The 17300-nt window shown below is 56.6% G+C and carries 15 protein-coding genes, 1 tRNA gene and 1 riboswitch; of the genes, 4 read left to right on the top strand and 12 right to left on the bottom strand.

Annotation, left to right across the window (positions count from 1 at the left end; translation table 11 throughout):
• Window positions 1–53: 53 nt before the first annotated feature.
• A riboswitch (cobalamin riboswitch) is annotated at window positions 54–297 on the bottom strand.
• Between the two features lie 47 nt (window positions 298–344).
• The 9 genes from AC27HQ_RS13270 to AC27HQ_RS13310 form a co-directional block, all read right to left on the bottom strand.
• On the bottom strand, window positions 345–1136 hold the full coding sequence (locus AC27HQ_RS13270; protein WP_487156658.1) for an ABC transporter ATP-binding protein: 792 nt from the start codon (window positions 1134–1136) through the stop codon (window positions 345–347).
• An 11-nt stretch (window positions 1137–1147) separates the two neighbouring features.
• Window positions 1148–2023 (bottom strand): nitrate ABC transporter permease, encoded by an 876-nt coding sequence (ntrB, locus tag AC27HQ_RS13275; RefSeq protein WP_487156659.1) that lies wholly within the window; start codon window positions 2021–2023, stop codon window positions 1148–1150.
• Window positions 2024–2055: 32 nt separating this feature from the next.
• Window positions 2056–3399 (bottom strand): ABC transporter substrate-binding protein, encoded by a 1344-nt coding sequence (locus tag AC27HQ_RS13280; RefSeq protein ID WP_487156660.1) that lies wholly within the window; start codon window positions 3397–3399, stop codon window positions 2056–2058.
• Between the two features lie 450 nt (window positions 3400–3849).
• Complete coding sequence (locus tag AC27HQ_RS13285; RefSeq protein ID WP_487156661.1) at window positions 3850–5133, bottom strand: nitrate- and nitrite sensing domain-containing protein; 1284 nt, start codon at window positions 5131–5133, stop codon at window positions 3850–3852.
• A gap of 71 nt (window positions 5134–5204) precedes the next feature.
• Complete coding sequence (locus tag AC27HQ_RS13290; RefSeq protein WP_487156662.1) at window positions 5205–6386, bottom strand: hypothetical protein; 1182 nt, start codon at window positions 6384–6386, stop codon at window positions 5205–5207.
• Entirely contained in the window at window positions 6368–7069 is a 702-nt protein-coding gene (locus AC27HQ_RS13295) for a hypothetical protein (protein ID WP_487156663.1), read from the bottom strand. Before AC27HQ_RS13295 ends, AC27HQ_RS13290 begins: the two co-directional genes overlap by 19 nt.
• Window positions 7070–7246: 177 nt before the next feature.
• A tRNA-Asp gene (locus tag AC27HQ_RS13300) sits at window positions 7247–7323 on the bottom strand.
• Between the two features lie 111 nt (window positions 7324–7434).
• Window positions 7435–10470, bottom strand: coding sequence for an efflux RND transporter permease subunit (locus AC27HQ_RS13305; protein ID WP_487156664.1), 3036 nt, complete (start codon window positions 10468–10470; stop codon window positions 7435–7437).
• On the bottom strand, window positions 10467–11549 hold the full coding sequence (locus tag AC27HQ_RS13310; RefSeq protein ID WP_487156665.1) for an efflux RND transporter periplasmic adaptor subunit: 1083 nt from the start codon (window positions 11547–11549) through the stop codon (window positions 10467–10469). Before AC27HQ_RS13310 ends, AC27HQ_RS13305 begins: the two co-directional genes overlap by 4 nt.
• A 109-nt stretch (window positions 11550–11658) precedes the next feature.
• On the opposite strand from AC27HQ_RS13310, the gene AC27HQ_RS13315 reads away from it, so the two are divergent.
• Window positions 11659–12348, top strand: a complete 690-nt coding sequence (locus tag AC27HQ_RS13315; RefSeq protein WP_487156666.1) for a TetR/AcrR family transcriptional regulator — start codon at window positions 11659–11661, stop codon at window positions 12346–12348.
• Here AC27HQ_RS13315 and AC27HQ_RS13320 read toward each other — a convergent pair.
• Window positions 12310–13020 carry a murein L,D-transpeptidase catalytic domain family protein gene (locus tag AC27HQ_RS13320; protein ID WP_487156667.1) on the bottom strand — a complete coding sequence of 237 codons (711 nt, stop codon included), beginning with the start codon at window positions 13018–13020 and terminating at the stop codon, window positions 12310–12312. The genes AC27HQ_RS13315 and AC27HQ_RS13320 overlap by 39 nt on opposite strands.
• 232 nt (window positions 13021–13252) lie before the next feature.
• Between AC27HQ_RS13320 and AC27HQ_RS13325 the strand changes: the two genes are divergently transcribed.
• From AC27HQ_RS13325 to AC27HQ_RS13335, 3 genes are read left to right on the top strand one after another with little or no spacing between them, the layout of a single operon-like run.
• A complete protein-coding gene (locus tag AC27HQ_RS13325; protein WP_487156668.1) occupies window positions 13253–14824 on the top strand; it encodes a L,D-transpeptidase family protein in 1572 nt (523 codons plus the stop codon).
• A 12-nt stretch (window positions 14825–14836) separates the two neighbouring features.
• Window positions 14837–15013, top strand: coding sequence for a DUF2897 family protein (locus AC27HQ_RS13330; RefSeq protein WP_487156669.1), 177 nt, complete (start codon window positions 14837–14839; stop codon window positions 15011–15013).
• A 49-nt stretch (window positions 15014–15062) separates the two neighbouring features.
• Complete coding sequence (locus tag AC27HQ_RS13335) at window positions 15063–15593, top strand: DUF2058 domain-containing protein (RefSeq protein ID WP_487156670.1); 531 nt, start codon at window positions 15063–15065, stop codon at window positions 15591–15593.
• 28 nt (window positions 15594–15621) lie between these two features.
• Here the strand turns inward: AC27HQ_RS13335 and rloA3 are convergent, their stop codons facing one another.
• On the bottom strand, window positions 15622–16233 hold the full coding sequence (rloA3, locus tag AC27HQ_RS13340; protein WP_487156671.1) for a retropepsin-like aspartic peptidase RloA3: 612 nt from the start codon (window positions 16231–16233) through the stop codon (window positions 15622–15624).
• A gap of 203 nt (window positions 16234–16436) precedes the next feature.
• Window positions 16437–17195, bottom strand: a complete 759-nt coding sequence (locus tag AC27HQ_RS13345; RefSeq protein ID WP_487156672.1) for a substrate-binding periplasmic protein — start codon at window positions 17193–17195, stop codon at window positions 16437–16439.
• Between the last annotated feature and the right edge of the window lie 105 nt (window positions 17196–17300).

Raw genomic sequence — 17300 nt, forward strand, 5'->3', positions numbered from 1 at the left:
GGCAGACGGATCCGGCACAGCAGGAGACCGCACACCCGCAAAGCCCGCCGCTCTGCTGTGATAAGCGTCAGGCCGGTCTCCGGGCTTACGAGCGGATCATTGATCCCGTCACCGCACCTTCCCATGCCGTTGGCACAGTGGTGTATGGCGATGACGTGCCAGCCGATTCACATCGACTGACGCTCGCTTACCGTTGCGGGGGCAGCGCCGGAATTGTCTGCAATCGGCAGACGCACCGGCTTCCCAGTTTCACCCACCGATTGAAAACCGGCGGGCACCTGAAGCGGCTTGCAGGTTAGAAGCTTTTTGTTACAAGGTCAATCGCAAAACGGGCGCTGACCGACTCATGCCGCCTCGACCTTGCGCTGTTTCTCATACAGGAAGCGCAACACCGCCTGACGGTACTGGTTGTACTTGGGATCATCCGCCAGCGCGATCCGGTCACGCGGTCGCGGCAGGTCAATCTCGAGTATTTCACCAATAGTTGCCGAGGGGCCATTGGTCATCATCACGATACGATCCGAGAGCAGTACCGCTTCGTCAACGTCGTGGGTGATCATCAGCACCGTGTTCTTCAGTTCACCCTGGATACGCATCACCTCATCCTGCAAGTGTGCGCGGGTCAGCGCATCCAGCGCACCAAAAGGCTCGTCCAGCAACAGCACCTTGGGCTCCATGGCCAGCGCGCGGGCAATACCTACCCGCTGCTTCATGCCACCGGAAATCTCACTCGGCAGCTTGTCCAGGGCATGGCTCATATGCACCATATCCAGGTTGTGACGTATCCATTCATGCTGCTCGGCAGAGCTCTTGTTGCGGCAGACCTTTTTAACCGCGATAGCGACATTCTGGTAGACCGTCAGCCAGGGCAACAGCGAGTGATTCTGGAATACCATGCTGCGGTCCGGGCCTGGATCACTGACCTCCTTACCATCCAGAATGACTGCGCCTGAGCTGGAGTCGATCAGTCCGGCGACAATATTCAGCACCGTGGATTTGCCACAGCCAGAGTGACCTATGATCGAGATGTACTCGCCGCGCTCGACGCTCAAATTGATATCCACCAGCACCTCACTGACGTTTTTGCCGGTGATGAAGGTCTTGGAGACCTTTTCGATATTCAGATAGCCTTTCATCTCTATTCTCCTTAGCCTGCCGAGGTGCCACGGGTCACCAGTTGACCAATCCAGGCCACCAGACGATCAAGAAAGAAACCCACCACACCGACGTAAATCAGCGCGAGGATGATGTCGCTGATCAGCGAGGCATTCCAGGCATCCCAGATAAAGAAACCGATGCCCACGCCACCAATCAGCATTTCTGCAGCGACAATCGCCAGCCAGGACAGGCCCACCCCAATGCGCAAGCCGGAGAAGATATACGGCGCCGCAGCCGGCAGCATGATCTTCATGAAGTACTCGGCACCATTAAGGCGCAGCACCCGGGCCACATTGCGGTAATCCTCAGGGATATTGCGCACGCCGACCGAGGTGTTGATGATGATCGGCCAGATCGCAGTGATAAAGATCACAAAGATGGCGGACGGATTACTGTCCTGAAAGCCGGCCAGTGACAGCGGCAACCAGGCCAGCGGCGGTACGGTACGCAGTACCTGAAATACCGGGTCCAGACCACGCATGGCCCAGGTCGACTGCCCCACCAGCACACCCAGACTGATACCCGCCACAACGGCCAGCAGATAACCATAAGCCACCCGCTCAAGGCTGGCGAGAATCTGCCAGGCCATACCCACATCATTCCCACCATTATCGTAAAAAGGATCAACGATCAGCTCCCAGGTATCGGTCACCACCTGGGTGGGTGGCGGCAATGCACTGCCCTCCATCGAACAGAGCATCTGCCAGAGCATCAACAGCACGCCGGTAAACAACAAGGGCGGCAGCAGCCGCTGGACAAAGAGTCCGCCGTAATGCTGCAACCACTGTGGCAGCTCAATGTTGTGCCTTGGGTCAGGCTCGAATGCCTGGGCCTTGGCCGGATCAATCTTCACATTCGCGTTCATGGGCACCCCCCTTACTGGTTGCTCGATCATGCTCAACTCGTGGCTTTGATGGCCTTGATGCTCAGGCTATCGAGGTAGGCTTGCGGGTTCTGCGGATCAAAGACCTTGCCGTCGAAGAAGGTTTCGATACCCCGCGAGGTCGATGCCGGAATCTGCTCTGCCGGCACACCCAGACGGGCTGCCGCCGCACGCCAGAGGTCCTCACGGTTGACGCTGTCAACCAGTGCATCCATGTCCAGATCGGCAGGCAGGTAGCCCCAGCGAATGTCCTCGGTGAGGAACCACTTGTCGTGGCTCTTGTAGGGATAGGACGCGTTGTCCTTCCAGTAACGCATCTGATGCGGGCTGTTTTCCACCACCCGGCCGTTGCCGTAGTCGAAGTTGCCCTTCATGCGCTCGACCACGTCATTGAACGGGGCGTTGATCCAGCGACGCTTGGCGCAGATCTGCGCCACCTCCTCGCGGTTGGCCGGATCTTCGCAATACATCTGCGCTTCCATAACAGCCATCAACAAGGCCTGGGTCGAATTCGGATTGGCATCGACCCAATCCGCACGCATACCCAAGGCCTTTTCCGGGTGGTTCTGCCACAGCTCACTGGTGGTCAGCGCGGTGTAACCGATCTTCTGGTTGATGAGTTGTTCGTTCCAGGGCTCACACACGCAGAAGGTATCCATGCTGCCCACCTTCATGTTCGCCACCATCTGCGCCGGCGGTACAACAATGGTGGAAATGTCACTGTTCGGGTCAATTCCACCTGCTGCCAGCCAGTAACGAATCCACAGATCATGGGTTCCGCCAGGGAAGGTCATGGCCGCATTGACGGCTCTGCCACTGGCCTTTTTGGCCTCAAGCGCGGCCTTGAAGGGTTGGCTGTCAACGCCCAGTTGCAGGTCCATGTATTCCTGACCAACGGAGATGCACTGCCCCCCAAGATTCAGACGCGCAAGGATGTACATCGGTGTCGGGATATTATTGGCGGTCATGGCGCCGGTACTGATCAGATAGGGCATGGGCGTGAGAATGTGCGCGCCATCAATGCCGTTACGCGCCGAACCCAGCACCAGGTTGTCACGGGTGGTACCCCAGGACGACTGCTTCAACACCTCAACGCCGGTCATGCCATGCTTAGCGAAAAAGCCCTTCTCATCCGCAACGAACAGCGGTGCCGCATCCGTCAGGGCAATAAAGCCCAGCTTGGCATTGGTGGTTTCCAATCCATCCGTGCCTGCCGCCCAGGCTGCACTCCGCATACCCCCTGGCACTGCACCAAGCAATGCTGCGCCGCCAACGGCGGCAATCGAGTATTTGAGAAAGTCCCTGCGCTTGATAGCTACCGGGCTTGCTGTTGTGTCTTTGCCAGTCTTGTCATCCATTGTCAGTCCCCTTTCAACATGCATAAAAAAACGGCGTGCACGCATGGGCCGAAGTAGTATCGAAACCATGGTGGACGCCGTTGCCCGTGTTCATATGTGGTGGTCCAGATGGACCTGATTTAGCTTGAGCAGAAAACGTGCCAATTTCGGCCAGACCGTAATACCAGACCGACAAGCCGCTCAAACAAGGTCAAAACGCAATCTGCAAACAGATCTCGGCACTTCAAAAAAGACCTATAAAAGAAACTGTAACCGTCTGAATTTGGTTATTTTTATACCAACAACGCAGAATCTCTCGAGCTTAGCGGCCCGCACTACCAACGGAGAAAACCACTTGGAGGGAAATGACTGCTAGGGCTGCGTAACTGCACGCGCCGAGTATCAACTTCATCGCACAGTATCAGAGCAGTGGCGGCAAATATGCACAGACTCGGAGCACCGAAGCCAGGATCAGCGCTTCGCCTGAGCCTTGCCCTGCAGCAAATCGGCATAATCCAGCAGGGTCTGGGCTACATCCGCCAGGCGTTGACTTCGCTCCATGGCGGCATTCTGCAGCATACGGTAAGCCTCATCTTCCTTGAGTCCGTGCTGGGTCATCAGCAAGCCCTTGGCCCGATCAACCAGCTTGCGCTCGCTCAGCGAGCGCCTGGCCTCATCAAGTTGCTGACTCAACTCTTGAAGCCGCAGGGTTTGCGCATGCAGCACATCAAATACAGAGCGATTGAGCTGCGAACCCATATTGTCCGCCGGGACACTGTCCAGCTCGGTGACCTGCACATTGAACAGCATGGTGGCTGGCTGTTCAGCATCGCGATCAAGGCTGCTGAGGCGCTGCAATAGCGCTCGGTGATTCTCCAGGTCGGACTGGGCCTGGGCAATCTTGCTATGACAGAGCTGCTGCAACTGCTCAGTCAGGCGATCCTCAAGCTGCTTCATGCTATCGATGCGCTGGCTGGTCAAATCAAACCACAATTCTGCCACGGAGCCGGGCACGGGACTGGACTTGAGCGAGCGCATAGCCACCTGACGCAGACGCCCAATCTCACCAAGCACAGCGTCGTCGCACAGTGATTGCCACTGGCCGAGCATGGCCGTATCGGCATGGTCGGCAAAACAGTCAAAACAGCGCTGTTGCGCCTCGCCAAGATATTGCAGACGTACCTTGAGCTCGTCGTTGAAGTAACCGCCGATAAAGCCGGCTACGCCACAGGCGCGCTCCTGACCTGCCAATTCCTTGCCCTGCATGAAGTTAAACAGGGCAACCAGGTTGCGGGTGATATCCGGATCCACTGCGGTATCCGCGGCCTCGAAAACCACACTGAGCAAGCCGCCAATCGGACGGGTGAAATGCCGTGTGGCATCCTGTGAAGACAGCTGCTGTTGACGGACCCCCTGACGCAACAGGGGCAACCCCTGGAGGCAATGAAGGACGTAGGCGATCCGGTTGAATAACCGCGCCTTGTCTGCACCACAACTGGATTCCAGATCCATTCGGTTGAAACAATCGATGACCTGCGCCTGACGCGCCAGGCTATCCGCCGTCAGGTCATCGAGTCCGGCGCGAAAACGCGGATCCTGACTACCCAGACAAATATTGGAAAATCCGCGTTCGCGCTGCAGTGCATGAACCAGTCGGCTAACGCCGCTGACCAACTCACAGGTCAATTCCAGAGCACGTAAGCCCTGCAATTCGCTGCGCCGCGCCGCCAACATGAAATCCAGTGCGCTTGACATTAACCTTGCCTCCCATGCCCCTGATACAACAGAAGGCTACCGAGGAGAAGCCAAGCAATAGTCATGCCGGGTCAAGGATCAAGCGACTCGTCCGCAGGCAGCGACCGATCACCCAGAACGTGGAAGCGCCGACCAGCCTGATAGTCACTCAGAGCTAGCAGCAACTCGGCATGCATGGCCTCATGCGACCATGACGTTCGGACCGGCAGATGGCTATGCAGCTTGGCCCGAAAGGTTTCACGCGACGCCTGCAGCGAAGCGCTCAACTCATGCTGCAAGGATGTCCGCAACATGGCCTCCTCTGCCTTGAGCAGGGCAAAGTCGGTTATCACTATGGTCCCCGCCGCGGTAACAAAAGCGACGCCACCCGCCACCAGAGCACCTGGTCCAGTAGGTGATGTAGCGACGGCAACGCTGCCGCCCGCAGAGACAGCCATCGCCATGCGCGGCATCATGCGTGCGGTATAGGCCGCTATTACGCGACGTGCGCCCTGCATGGCCGGCAAGCTCATGCTGCGCTGAATCAGCGTCCGCCGGGCAAACCAGACCAGCGTTCCACCCCCGGCCAGCATTGAGGCGTTGGCACTGGTCTGCCAGCGCTGAACGTCCTCGGAGCCAGCTTTAAAGCCCTGCGCCAGAGTGCTATCAATGTCCACTACCAGATCAGGCAACAACACAGAGGCCGAGGGTTCCGTTTGACGCTGGGCATAGCGACCCGCCAGCTGACGCGCCAGATGTTCCGACTGACTGGCAAATTCCGTGCTCATGGCCAGATTGAAATCGGACTCAAAGTCCACAAGCGCCTGCTGCAGACCGCTGTCATCAACCAGATAACCGGTCAGACGTTGCTTGAGGTAGTCATCCAGATCACCACCTATGGCGTGGTACAAGCGGCTGTAGGATCCGGGCATAGAGTAATACCAGTCGAGATAGAGGGGGATTGCCGCCTCCGCTCGGGCAAAACTGTCATCCACCCACTGATCCATCCAGGTCTCGGCATAACGACCTATAAGTCGATGCTGATGAGCACTCATCTGCAACAGATCCTGCTGGAAAGACCCCAGGGTCTTACCATCGAGTATCAAGGTCTGGCCATTGACCAACACTTGATACAACTGATTGTCCGCCATGCGTTCGCCGAGCAGACGCATACCCAGTTGAAACAGGGACAATAGCAGAATCACGCCCACCGCCGTTGCCACCGGCAACTGCCAGCGCTCACGCCAATGCGGAATTACTCTGCGCTTTTCCATTGCTCTATCATCTGTTCCGTTATCCGGTTTACGCCCGTCAGCATATCAACCCAGGCCCAAATGAAGGCTGCCCCACTGAGTAGCAGCAATAACCACCCCAGCAGACCTGTCAGCCCTGAGCGGGAAAAGCCGCCGAGACTATTTTGCATGCCCCATTGCAAGCTCAAATCAACCAGCCCATGAAATCGCTGCAAGACCCCGAACAGGCTTGTCGGGCCATGGACATCAGGCATATGGACTGCCATAGCCACACTCCAGTTCATTCCCTGTAACCAGGGTTGTGGCTGATAAACGCCGATCAACAGGTAACCGAGGGTCAACAGCAACACGCAAAATGGGCGTAACAGCCGGCGAGTCAAGGCTGGCACATAATGCAGCTGAACATGCCGTCCGAGCAGGCTGGCCAGACCACAACGCATCAGCCAGAAAAGCGGCAGACTGCCAGCAAGCAGCAACAGGCTCGGATAGGTCAGCAACGGCAAACGACTCAGGAGCAATACCGTCAGGATCACAGCCAAGGGTACATGCCACAGCAACATCAAAAGACCGCCACGCAAGCGCTGCTGCCAGGGAGAGGATGGCAATAGATATTGTGCGAGCCAGACCCGACGCCTGAGTTGAGCCGATTCGAAACTGGCAGCGAGAATGAACCAGGCCACCAGCACACAAAGCGGGAGAAACAACGGGTCTTGCCACGTGTCTGGCAAGGTCGACCAGAGCAGCAAAAAACAAAGGAGCAAAGACTGAATTAGCGATGAAGGCAGCAAGGGCACCCCCCTATGGCGTGTTCGCCCAGTGTACTGCAGGCAGGCCATAAGCAGAAAAGCCCCCTGATATTGCTATCAGGGGGCTTGCAGGTATGGCGCAGCGGACGGGACTCGAACCCGCGACCCCCGGCGTGACAGGCCGGTATTCTAACCAACTGAACTACCGCTGCGCGATGCTCAGTGGACTCCGGAAACCGGCAAGGGGAGGTCACCCCATCCATCTGAACAGGCGCGCATTGTAAACTTTCCGCAAGGCGAGTCAAGCACGTTAACTCAATTTCTCACTGTACTACTGGAGAGCCCTGTTCGGTTGACCGTTTCTCCCCTTTGAGTGCCAACCGGCAGACTGCCGGCACCACCAGCAAGGTCAACACGGTAGAGGCCAGCAAACCGGAAATAATCGCCCAGGCCATCGGTGGCCAAAGGGTCGAACTGGAAAAGGCCAGCGGCAATAAACCGGCAATGGTGGTGGCAGTTGTCAGCAATATCGGTCTGGTTCTGCGCATCACTGCATCACTGACTGCCTCAGCCAGCAGGCGACCCTCGGCCAGACGCTGGTCAATCACATCCAGCAGCACGATGGCATTATTAACCACTATGCCAACCAAGGCGATGATACCTAGCATGGACTGGAAGCCAAAAGGTGATCCAGACAGCACCAGGCCAGGAAAGACACCCACACTGGCCAGTGGCACAGTCAGCAAAATAATCCCTACCCGGCGGAAAGAGTTGAATTGCAGCAACAGAAAAAACAGCAGCAACAACAAACCCACGGGTGCTGTAGTAAAAATGGCGTTATTGGCGTCACCCGAACCCTCACTGTCGCCGCCAAACTCCAGTCGTGTGCCCGGTGGCAAGGGGTTGTCGACCAGTCTGGCCCGCAATTGGTCGAGCACCTGACTGAAGCTGGTGCCTTGCTCCAGGCCGGCAGTCACGCTGTAAGTGCGCACCCCGTCGCGTTGCCGAATAGCCGCCGGCTGCCAGGCCACGTCTATCCTGGCCAGCGCAGTCAAGGGGGTGCCTTCGCCCGACGCATTGAATACCTGGGTTGAAAGCAGCCTGTCCAATGGCAAGGCGGTTCCCTCTGGCGAACGTAACACCAATGGAATGGGGTCGCGTTCCTGACGGTATTGTTCAATGGTCAGCCCCAGACTTCGGGTATTCAACGCCCTTGCGACATCAGCACGGTTCAAGCCATAGACTCGAGCCGAAGCATCGTCCACATCAACTGTCAGAACCGGTACGCCCAAATCAACATCATGCCGGACATCCACCGCACCACTTGCTGCTTTGAGCAAGGCAAACACCTGCTCGGCAGCGGCAATACGTTGGCGGTCGTCATGGTGATACAGGCGCACTTCAACCGGTGCCACACGCGGTGGCCCCTGCCCCAGAGTACTGGCGACCACATCCAGTTCTGGCAATGTCGAGGCAACGTGCTCCCTCACCCAGCTTATCAAGCCCTCGGTTGCGGCCAGATCGGTGGTATTGATCACCAGGCGCGCTCGATTGGGTGCCTGCGGTGAGCGCAGCAGATTGTAATAAAAGCTGGGGCCGGCCGAGCCGGCAAAACGGTGTACCGATTGAACATTCGGTTGCTGACGAATATCACGTTCAAGATTGGCAGCCACGTCTTCGGTTCGCCGTTGATCAGTACCTTCAGGCATGAACAGCTCAACAACAACCAGCGGCCTGTCTGCATTAGGGAAGAACTGCAGCTTCATAAAGGGCGTCAGCGCCAGGCTAAGAAGAACCGTTACACCACCCAGAAGCACCATGGCTCGAGGCGCACGCTCACTGAACATGGCCAGCCTGTTTCCCAAGGCAGCCATGTGCGCTTTGCCGGGACGCGCCACCGGACTGAGAAACCGACCGGCCAGCAAGGGCGCGACACTGATGGCCAGCAAATAGCTGACGCTCAGTGTCAACATGATCATGACCGGTATGCCGCGGGTGAAGTCGGCTGTTCCCCCTTTGGCCAGCAGCAGCGGCGTAAAAGCCGCCAGCGTGGTCGCCGTTGATGCGCCAAGCGGGCCGGCCAGCTCACCAATCGCGGCTCTGACCGCCTGTTGCCGGGTCTCGCCCTGATTGAGCCGATCCTGAATATTCTCGACCATGACAATGGCATTATCGATAAGAATACCCAGCGAGATCACCATACCGATAACCGCGATCTGATGCAGAATGCCGCCACCAAGATCATATATTCCCAGACTGATCAGGGCGACCATAGGGAGCATGGTGGCGACCAGAATACCCATGCGCCAACCCATACCGACAAAGACTACCAGCACGATAATCAGCACGCTCCACAGCAGGCTCATTTCCAGACTGTCCAGACGCTCCTTGACCTGATCGGGCTGAAAGAACATTTCATCAATCTGCAGTGGCGCAAAGTCATCACGCAGGAGGGCCAGCCGCTCCCTAACCTGAGCGCCCAGTCGGATAGCATCCTGTTGGCCGCGCATGGCCGTCAAACTGACCAACACCGTTTGCTCACCATCAAACCAGGCGCGTGGCTGAGACGGTTCCAGAGGGCCGCGCCAAATATCTGCAAGCACTTCAAGTGGGACATGACCGCCCTGCGGCAGGGGTATCTGGGTCGCACGCAGCTCCTCAATGGTTCCGAATTCGCTATTGGGCAGCAATCCCAGGCGACGTTCACTCGACACAATAAAACCGCCAGGTATGACCTGATTGCGCTGCCGAAGCACATCACTCAGATAGTCAGGTGATATACCCAGGCGTGCCAACTCTGCATCGCGCACGGCGATGGTCAACTGCTCATCAGCCTGACCATCAAGCTCAATACGTGATACGCCGGGAATATCGACCAACAGCCGTTTCAGTCGCTCAGCCTCCTGGCTGAGCCTCACCAGTGATGGATCCCCGCGTACGGCCAGCACAATGGCGGGAATATCAATCAGGCGATCATCCAGGGACATCTGCGCAACACCCGCAGGAAAATCCAGTTCAGCTCGGAGCATGGCCTGCCTGACCCGGTCCCAGGCAGCGTCGGTATCGTAGATGGCATCCTTGAGATTAATCGGAATCAGCGCCACGCCGGTCCGCGCCGTAGCGGTGAAATAGTCTATTTCTTCAACCTGGGACAGTTCATCCGACAGCGGTTCAAGAACCAGTCGCTCGATGGCTTCAGCCATGGCACCCGGGTAAATCACGGTAATCATGCCAGCCCGCTGGGGAAAGCTTGGGTCCTCCTGGCGGGCCATGGTCAAGTAGGATGCAACCCCCAACAGGCAAAGCATCACTGTAACCAGGCCGATCAGGCGCGGCCGCAGGCTCAGCAGGTTGATCATGGCAGCAGCTCCAGCGCATCGCCGTCGGATAGACGGCTAAGCCCGGCGTAGACCACCTGATCGCCTGGCACCAGAGCGCCCGCGCTTAGCAGCACCTGCTCGCCAAGCAAGGCCGTCACCGCTATGTTTACCCGCTCAGCACGCCCCTCGGACACCCTGAACACGCTCAGCCCTTCGCCCGAGCGCATGACCGCAGCGATAGGAACACCCATTGCAACAGGCCGAAGGGCCTGCAACTCAACCTCAACCGCGGTACCGGAACGCAGATCATCCTGCTCTAACGAAACAACCAGTGGATAGAGCGCACCACCCTGAGAGGCACCCTGCCCTACCTCGACAATCCGGCCGAGCCATTGCTGACCATCCAGACTGGACCAGACAGCAACCTCCTGTCCTGGCGAGAGGTCGGCAACCAATGCCGCGGGGACACGCACTTCTACCTCAAGTCCTTGTTCGGCCGCCATCTGCAGCACCGCCTGACCAGGCGCGACGAACTCCCCAGGCTCAACCATCAATGCCTCTACGCGTCCCCCGAAGGGGGCGCGCAGTTGAGTTTCGGCACGCAGCTGTTCTGACTGACTCAATGAGGCCCGAGCGCTAACGACACTTGCCTGAAGCCGCTCCTTCAGAGCCTTTTTCTGCTCCAGCTCCTGCGCAGAAAGCACGCCACGCTCAAATAACTGGCGACTCCGTTCATGGTCGCGGATCGCTTGTGCAGCCTGAGTTTGCAGCTCGCTCAGGCGTGCTCTGGCAGCATCCCTGGCTGGCTCAAGCTCGGGATTGTAAAGAACGGCCAGCACTTCCCCAGCAGCAACTTGCTGGCCTATCTCTGCTGAACGGGAAAGCAGCACCCCACCAACCTGAAAGGTCAGACTTGCACGCTGACGCGCACGCACCACACCGGCAAAGCGCAGGGGTGAGGATTGATCAATACTGACCACATCGGCAACACGAACAGCCATTGTCGGGGTTGCTGACTCCCCGGCTTGATCAGACAACCCCAGACAACCGGCCAGCAGCAAGCTGACGACCATTACAGGCATTCCCTTCAGCAATGGGTTTGACAATACAGGGGACATGGCAGGCTCCAGACAGGTTTTTTAACATACTGTCATTTATTGACAATATGTCAATACGCTGCGCAGAATAACCTCACTGTCGTTACAAAAACCTGACCGAGGGGGCTAAATGGTATTGAACAAGCGTCGCTTACAAGAAAAGCAGAATCGCCACGAAAGCATCCTGGACGCAGCTGAATCGGTATTCTTCAGCAAGGGTTACGATAAATGCTCAATGGAGGAGATCGCCCGTGGCGCCCAGTTGAGCAGAGCCCTGTTATATGTCTATTTCAAGGACAAATCAGCCATCATGCGCGGGATAATGCTGCGCGCAGCCGAATCCATACGTACACGCTTTGAGCAGGCACTGGCCAGGGGACAACGTGGCGACGAGCAAATAACCGAAATCGGTCGTAGCTATTACAGGTTCAGCCTTGAGGAGCCTGATTATTTTAATGTCCTTACCCATGCCAATGTTTTCCCGCACCTGAGTGATACCGACCAAATGAGTGAGGACCTGTTGGCATGCAGCACGCAGGCAATGCAATTCATGGTGATGGCACTGGAAAATGGCGTCCGCGACGGCAGCTTGTGCCCTGAACGTGTAAGCAACCCGCTGCAAACGGCCTATTATTTGCGCGGTGCGCTGCACGGCGTAATCATGCAATGCGCCGAACTCAAGGATAACCAACACGGCCTGCCTGGGCACCCCGAACCGGATGAGTTGGTCAGCTATACGCTGAACATGCTGACACGCTCAATGAACCCCCTTGGCAGCCGATCAATCCCGCCAAGCAAGCAATCTGCTGACTTCAGCTGAAGGACAGTTAAGCAGGGTTGAGTTGGCCAACCAATGCGCATCAGGGTAATAGGAAAACATGAACTGACCACCGCGCAAACTATCGACCACCATTTCAGCAACACCCGGCCGTACGGCAGGACATCCCTGACTCCGGCCGATACGGCCATAGCGTTCGATCCAACTCTCATCGACGTAATCAGCTGCATGAATAACGATTGCACGCTGTCGGGCCAGATCGTTGATGCCAGGTTCTAGACCATCCATGCGCAGGGAATAGCCATGTCGCCCCATATAGCTCTCCTGGGTACGGAACAAGCCGATACTGGACTGGTGGCTGCCTTCTATATTGGAAAAAGCCTCGGCATAGGTATCACCCGAGCCCTGACCGTGGGCTACCAGGTCTCGCAACAACAAGCGCTTGGCCTGCAGATCGAATATCCATAAACGTTGCTGCGTCGAGGGCAGCGAAAAATCTATCACAGCCAGTCGTTCTGCCGGCTCAGCACCACTGTTAACAGCGCACTGCATGGCGGATACGGCACGCAACAACACATCCGAATTCATTTCAGGGGCCAATTTGGCTAACTGGTCGTGCAAGCGTTCCGGCGACTCTGTCGCCATACCGGGCAGACTCAATAAAGCAAAAATCACCCCCGCTATTGCCGCTGTCCAGCGCAACTCATGCCGCATGACGCTCCCCCAGGCTTGAATAAGCCGCACATCGTTAAATTGATCCGTTCGAGCAAGCAGGCTTGGTTTGACATAAAAATGCCGTATCCTGCCCTGAAACTAGGTTCTTATCTATGGAACTGCTAGCAAACGCCCTTTGGGAGGTTACCTGTTGCTCAACAAATGTACAGTGCTGTTCGTCAGCTTGGCTATGCTGGCGCCCCTTAGCGGGGCAGTTCAGCAGGCGGAAATTGTGCAACAACAGCCGCCTACGGATCAGACTGAGTACTGCAGTGACCTGGCTGAACTGCATAGCCTGGATCAAAATGCGAGTCTTGCGCAGCTCTACCAAAGCCAGCAGGCTGGGCTGATCTGGAGCCATCCCGAGCGCCGCCGCATGCTGGCCCAGGCAATCCTTGCACTGGGTCAGGACGGGCTGCAGCCAGAGGACTACCCGCTTGCCCTCAATCCGCCGAATGAACTGGATCACTGCATCGATCAACGGCTTAGCAGCCAATATCTGCAGGCACTTGAACACCTGCACCTGGGCCCTGTTGCGCAGATGTCTGCCGAGCCTTTCTGGCAACCCGAAAACAGCCCGCATAGTCCTCAGAGTCGGGTTCTACAGCTGGCCATCAATGGCCTGGATCACATTGACCTGACCTTTGAACAGGCGCGCCCCACCTTCCCGCTATACCGCCAACTGCAGCGTGTCTATGCCCAAGGCATCCCCCCCGAGCCCGATTTTGCACCACTGGCAGAGGGGCCAACCCTGCGCCCTTTGATGCGTGACCCCCGTGTACCCCAGCTGCGCATGCTGCTGCAACTCAAAGGCTATTTAGGGACAGAGTCGACCGACGTCGTTGACACAGCGGACGACAGTTACAACCTGTCGCTACAGGAAGCTCTGCGCCAGTTTCAACGCGACCATGGACTTGAGCCTGACGCAGTGATGGGGCGCCAGACATTGGCGGCCTTGAATCTTAGTCCTGCGCAACGAGAGCAGTTACTGCTGATCAATCTTCATCGGATGCGCTGGTTGAGCGCCCAAAGACACCCTTATCTGCTGCTGATCAATGTCGCCGCAGGGGATATTCGATTATTCCAGAATGACCATGTTATCTGGCAGTCAAAGGTGCAAACCGGGCAACCGAAACGCCCAACCCCCCTGCTGATATCCAGAATCAACCGCGTTACCCTGAACCCCAGCTGGACCATTCCCCCGACCATCTTTCGGGAAGACAAACTGCCGCAGATCAGACAAGACCTGGACTTTCTGGCGCGCAGTCACTTGCAGGTTCTGGATTATCAGGGCAATCAGCTGGATCCCGCCAGCATTGACTGGCAACAGCCCCGCGGTATATTGCTGAGACAGCCCCCTGGACCAGGCAATCCATTGGGTCAGTTGGTGCTGCGCTTCCCCAATCCGTTTTCCGTGTACCTGCATGACACACCGAGCCAGCACCTGTTTTATCGTGCCGAGCGAAATCTCAGCTCCGGATGCGTGCGCGTTCAGGATGCCCAGGGTCTGAGCAAACAACTGCTGTCAAACCTTTCAAGCAGCCAGCAAGCCCACATCCAGCGCTTGCTGGAAACGACTGAAACCCATGAGATCGGTCTGCCACAGGGCCCACAGCTGATACTCGGTTACTGGACCGCTGAAGCCGACGCCAACGGACAGATGCAATGGTTTGGCGATCCCTATCTGCATGATCCGAGTCTCATGGAAAAACTTGCCCCCAAGGCCAAAGAGGGTGAGGATCAAGACAACCGCGCCGTTTACGGTTATGTCAGGGCGTCATCCGACCTGCCCCTTCCCAACTGAGAAGCAGCCATCATGTCCTTGTATGCCTGGATTTTTATTGCCCTCGTGATCGTCACTGTGCTGGGCGGCCTGTACAAGCTGTATATAACTGCCTGGAAAATGCCCATCGACAAGGACACCATGGCCCGCATCAAGGCCCGGCAGTCTGAACTCGAAGAACAAGAAGCACGGGAAAAAACCGATGATTGAGGTAGAATACGCTTTCATCTTCAGCGACAACAGCAGGTAGTTCTCAGTCATGGTCAATGCACTGCAAGCTCAACTACTCAAGGCCGGCCTGGTCGATGAGAAAAAGCTCAAGCAAGCCCAACGGGCCAAAAAGAAAGCCGCCAAGAATGAGCCTGAAAAGGTGCATAATCCGGCAGCTGCAGTAGAAAAGGCGCGCAGCGAGAAAGCCGAACGTGACCGGCAGCTCAATCTACAGCGCCAGCAAGATGCAGCCCGCAAGGAGCGTGAGGCTCAGGCCAAACAACTGATCGAGCAAAGTCGCCTGGATCGCAGCAAAGGCGAAACCGCCTACCAGTTCGTGAACAAGAACAAGGTCAAGAAGATTTATGTGACTGAAGAGCAGTTTGGCAAGCTCAGCCGTGGTCAGCTCGGTATCGTACGTCTGGGCGGGCAGTTCGAGGTGATACCACTGGATATCGCTGAACGCGTGCGGGAAAGGGCACCGCAATGGCCTGTGCACATTGCCTCGCCGGCAGAACAAAAGCCGAATGAAGATGATCCCTACGCCGCCTTCCAGGTACCAGACGACCTGATGTGGTAAGCATCAGGTCTACAGACTGGCAAACGGGCTATTCCTCGCTTTCCTCTTCAACCTGCTCCGGCAGGTCCATATCCGTTTCCAGCTCGTCGCCCCGCTCAGTTCTGAGCTGCTGCTGCCGACTGCGTTCGTCCTCCTCAGCACTGGGCGGGCAGTCGAGGGACAACATGAAGGTCCGTGACACGTCAATCAAGCCGATATGTTCGATCGTCCGGCGGCCAATCAGCACCGGATAGGTCATATCACCACGATCACGCAGGGAAAACTGCTCTTCGTAGATCCGGTTGCCAATGCACATGGTCATCTTGACCACGGGCCGGCGATCAGCCCCTCCTGCGCCTCTCACAAGAACGCGCCGGTGTACCGGACGCTCAAAATGCAGCGTCACCATTTCATCGGTATCGGCGTCCTTGACCGGCACATCGTAGCGAACCCATGGGTTGCCACCGCGGGTAAAGTCTTCAATGTTCACGGCATGCATGGATGAGGTCAGGGCGCCGGAATCGACCTTGATCTTGACTGCCGTATGCTCAGGTAGAATTCGGCCCTTTTCAATCCAGCCAACAATGACCTTGGTATCAACAACCTCTACTTCCTCTGAAGCCAGGGCCTCTTCGGCAATATCCGGATCTGCGTACGACAAGCTGGAGCTCATCAACAGACAGGAGCAAACAAGAGCAAAGCAGGTAAATTTGGGTGTGCGCAGCATGGAGGATCCTTTGTCAAACAACAGGATAGACAAGCACTCTGTGAATTGGTGCCCTGGTGCCCCCCGATTGGGCGCCAGTTCAGGCTGCGCATTCTAGCCTATCCACGGCAAATGCAAAAACTACCATTCAGCGTTGATCAGGGCTCGAGGCGATAACGATCCATCAATTCACCCAGGCGGCCGGACTCCTGCAACTGACGCACGTAAGTATCCAGCTCGTCACGAGAGGGCCGGATACCATTGCGAACCAGAAAAAAATCATCGTATGACTGATCTGCAAAATCGGATACCAGTAACTGAGACCGGTACTGCGGATAAATACGCAAATAATTATCCAGATAGGCATCAGAAACGATGCTCAAATCAGCTCTGCCGCGCAGTACCATCTGGATGTTGCTTTCATGGGAAAAGGTAATGATCGCACTGAAACGCTCACGCAGCTGGTTCTTGTCAGGGTTGAAACCGGCAAAGGCATAGTGATAGCCACTGAACAGCGCAATGCGCTTACCTTCGAGGTCACGAAAGTATCGCTGATCAAGCTGCCCATCAGTCTTGGCAATAAAGACCTCACGTCCCACCACCGGCCCCTTGACCGAGTAAACCGGATAGTCCTGCCAGCCCCAATGCGGGCTTTCAAACAGCATCATATCGAACTGGCCATTGGCAAAATCCAGATAACGCCGATTGGCTGAGGTAGGAAACAACTCGAAGTGAACATCATCCTGCAGCGCATTCAATGCCTGCAGCACATCCGGCGTAAGCCCGGACCATTCCCCATCCGCCTGAGTTTGTATGTAAGGTGGGAACAGATAGCCGCCCACCCTAACCGTGACCGGATCGGACGAGGCTGTCACGCTGACACATAGCAAACCCAGTAACGTCAAAATGAAACGCATGAAAAACTCATAGTGTGATCATGGCAAGATGCCATTTGGCCATTATAGCCTGAGCAGACCCGGCACCATGCCGTGAAACAAGCACTTTTCAAGGGCGTTTCCGCC

The sequence above is a fragment of the Halopseudomonas sp. 4NH20-0008 genome (assembly GCF_057548395.1).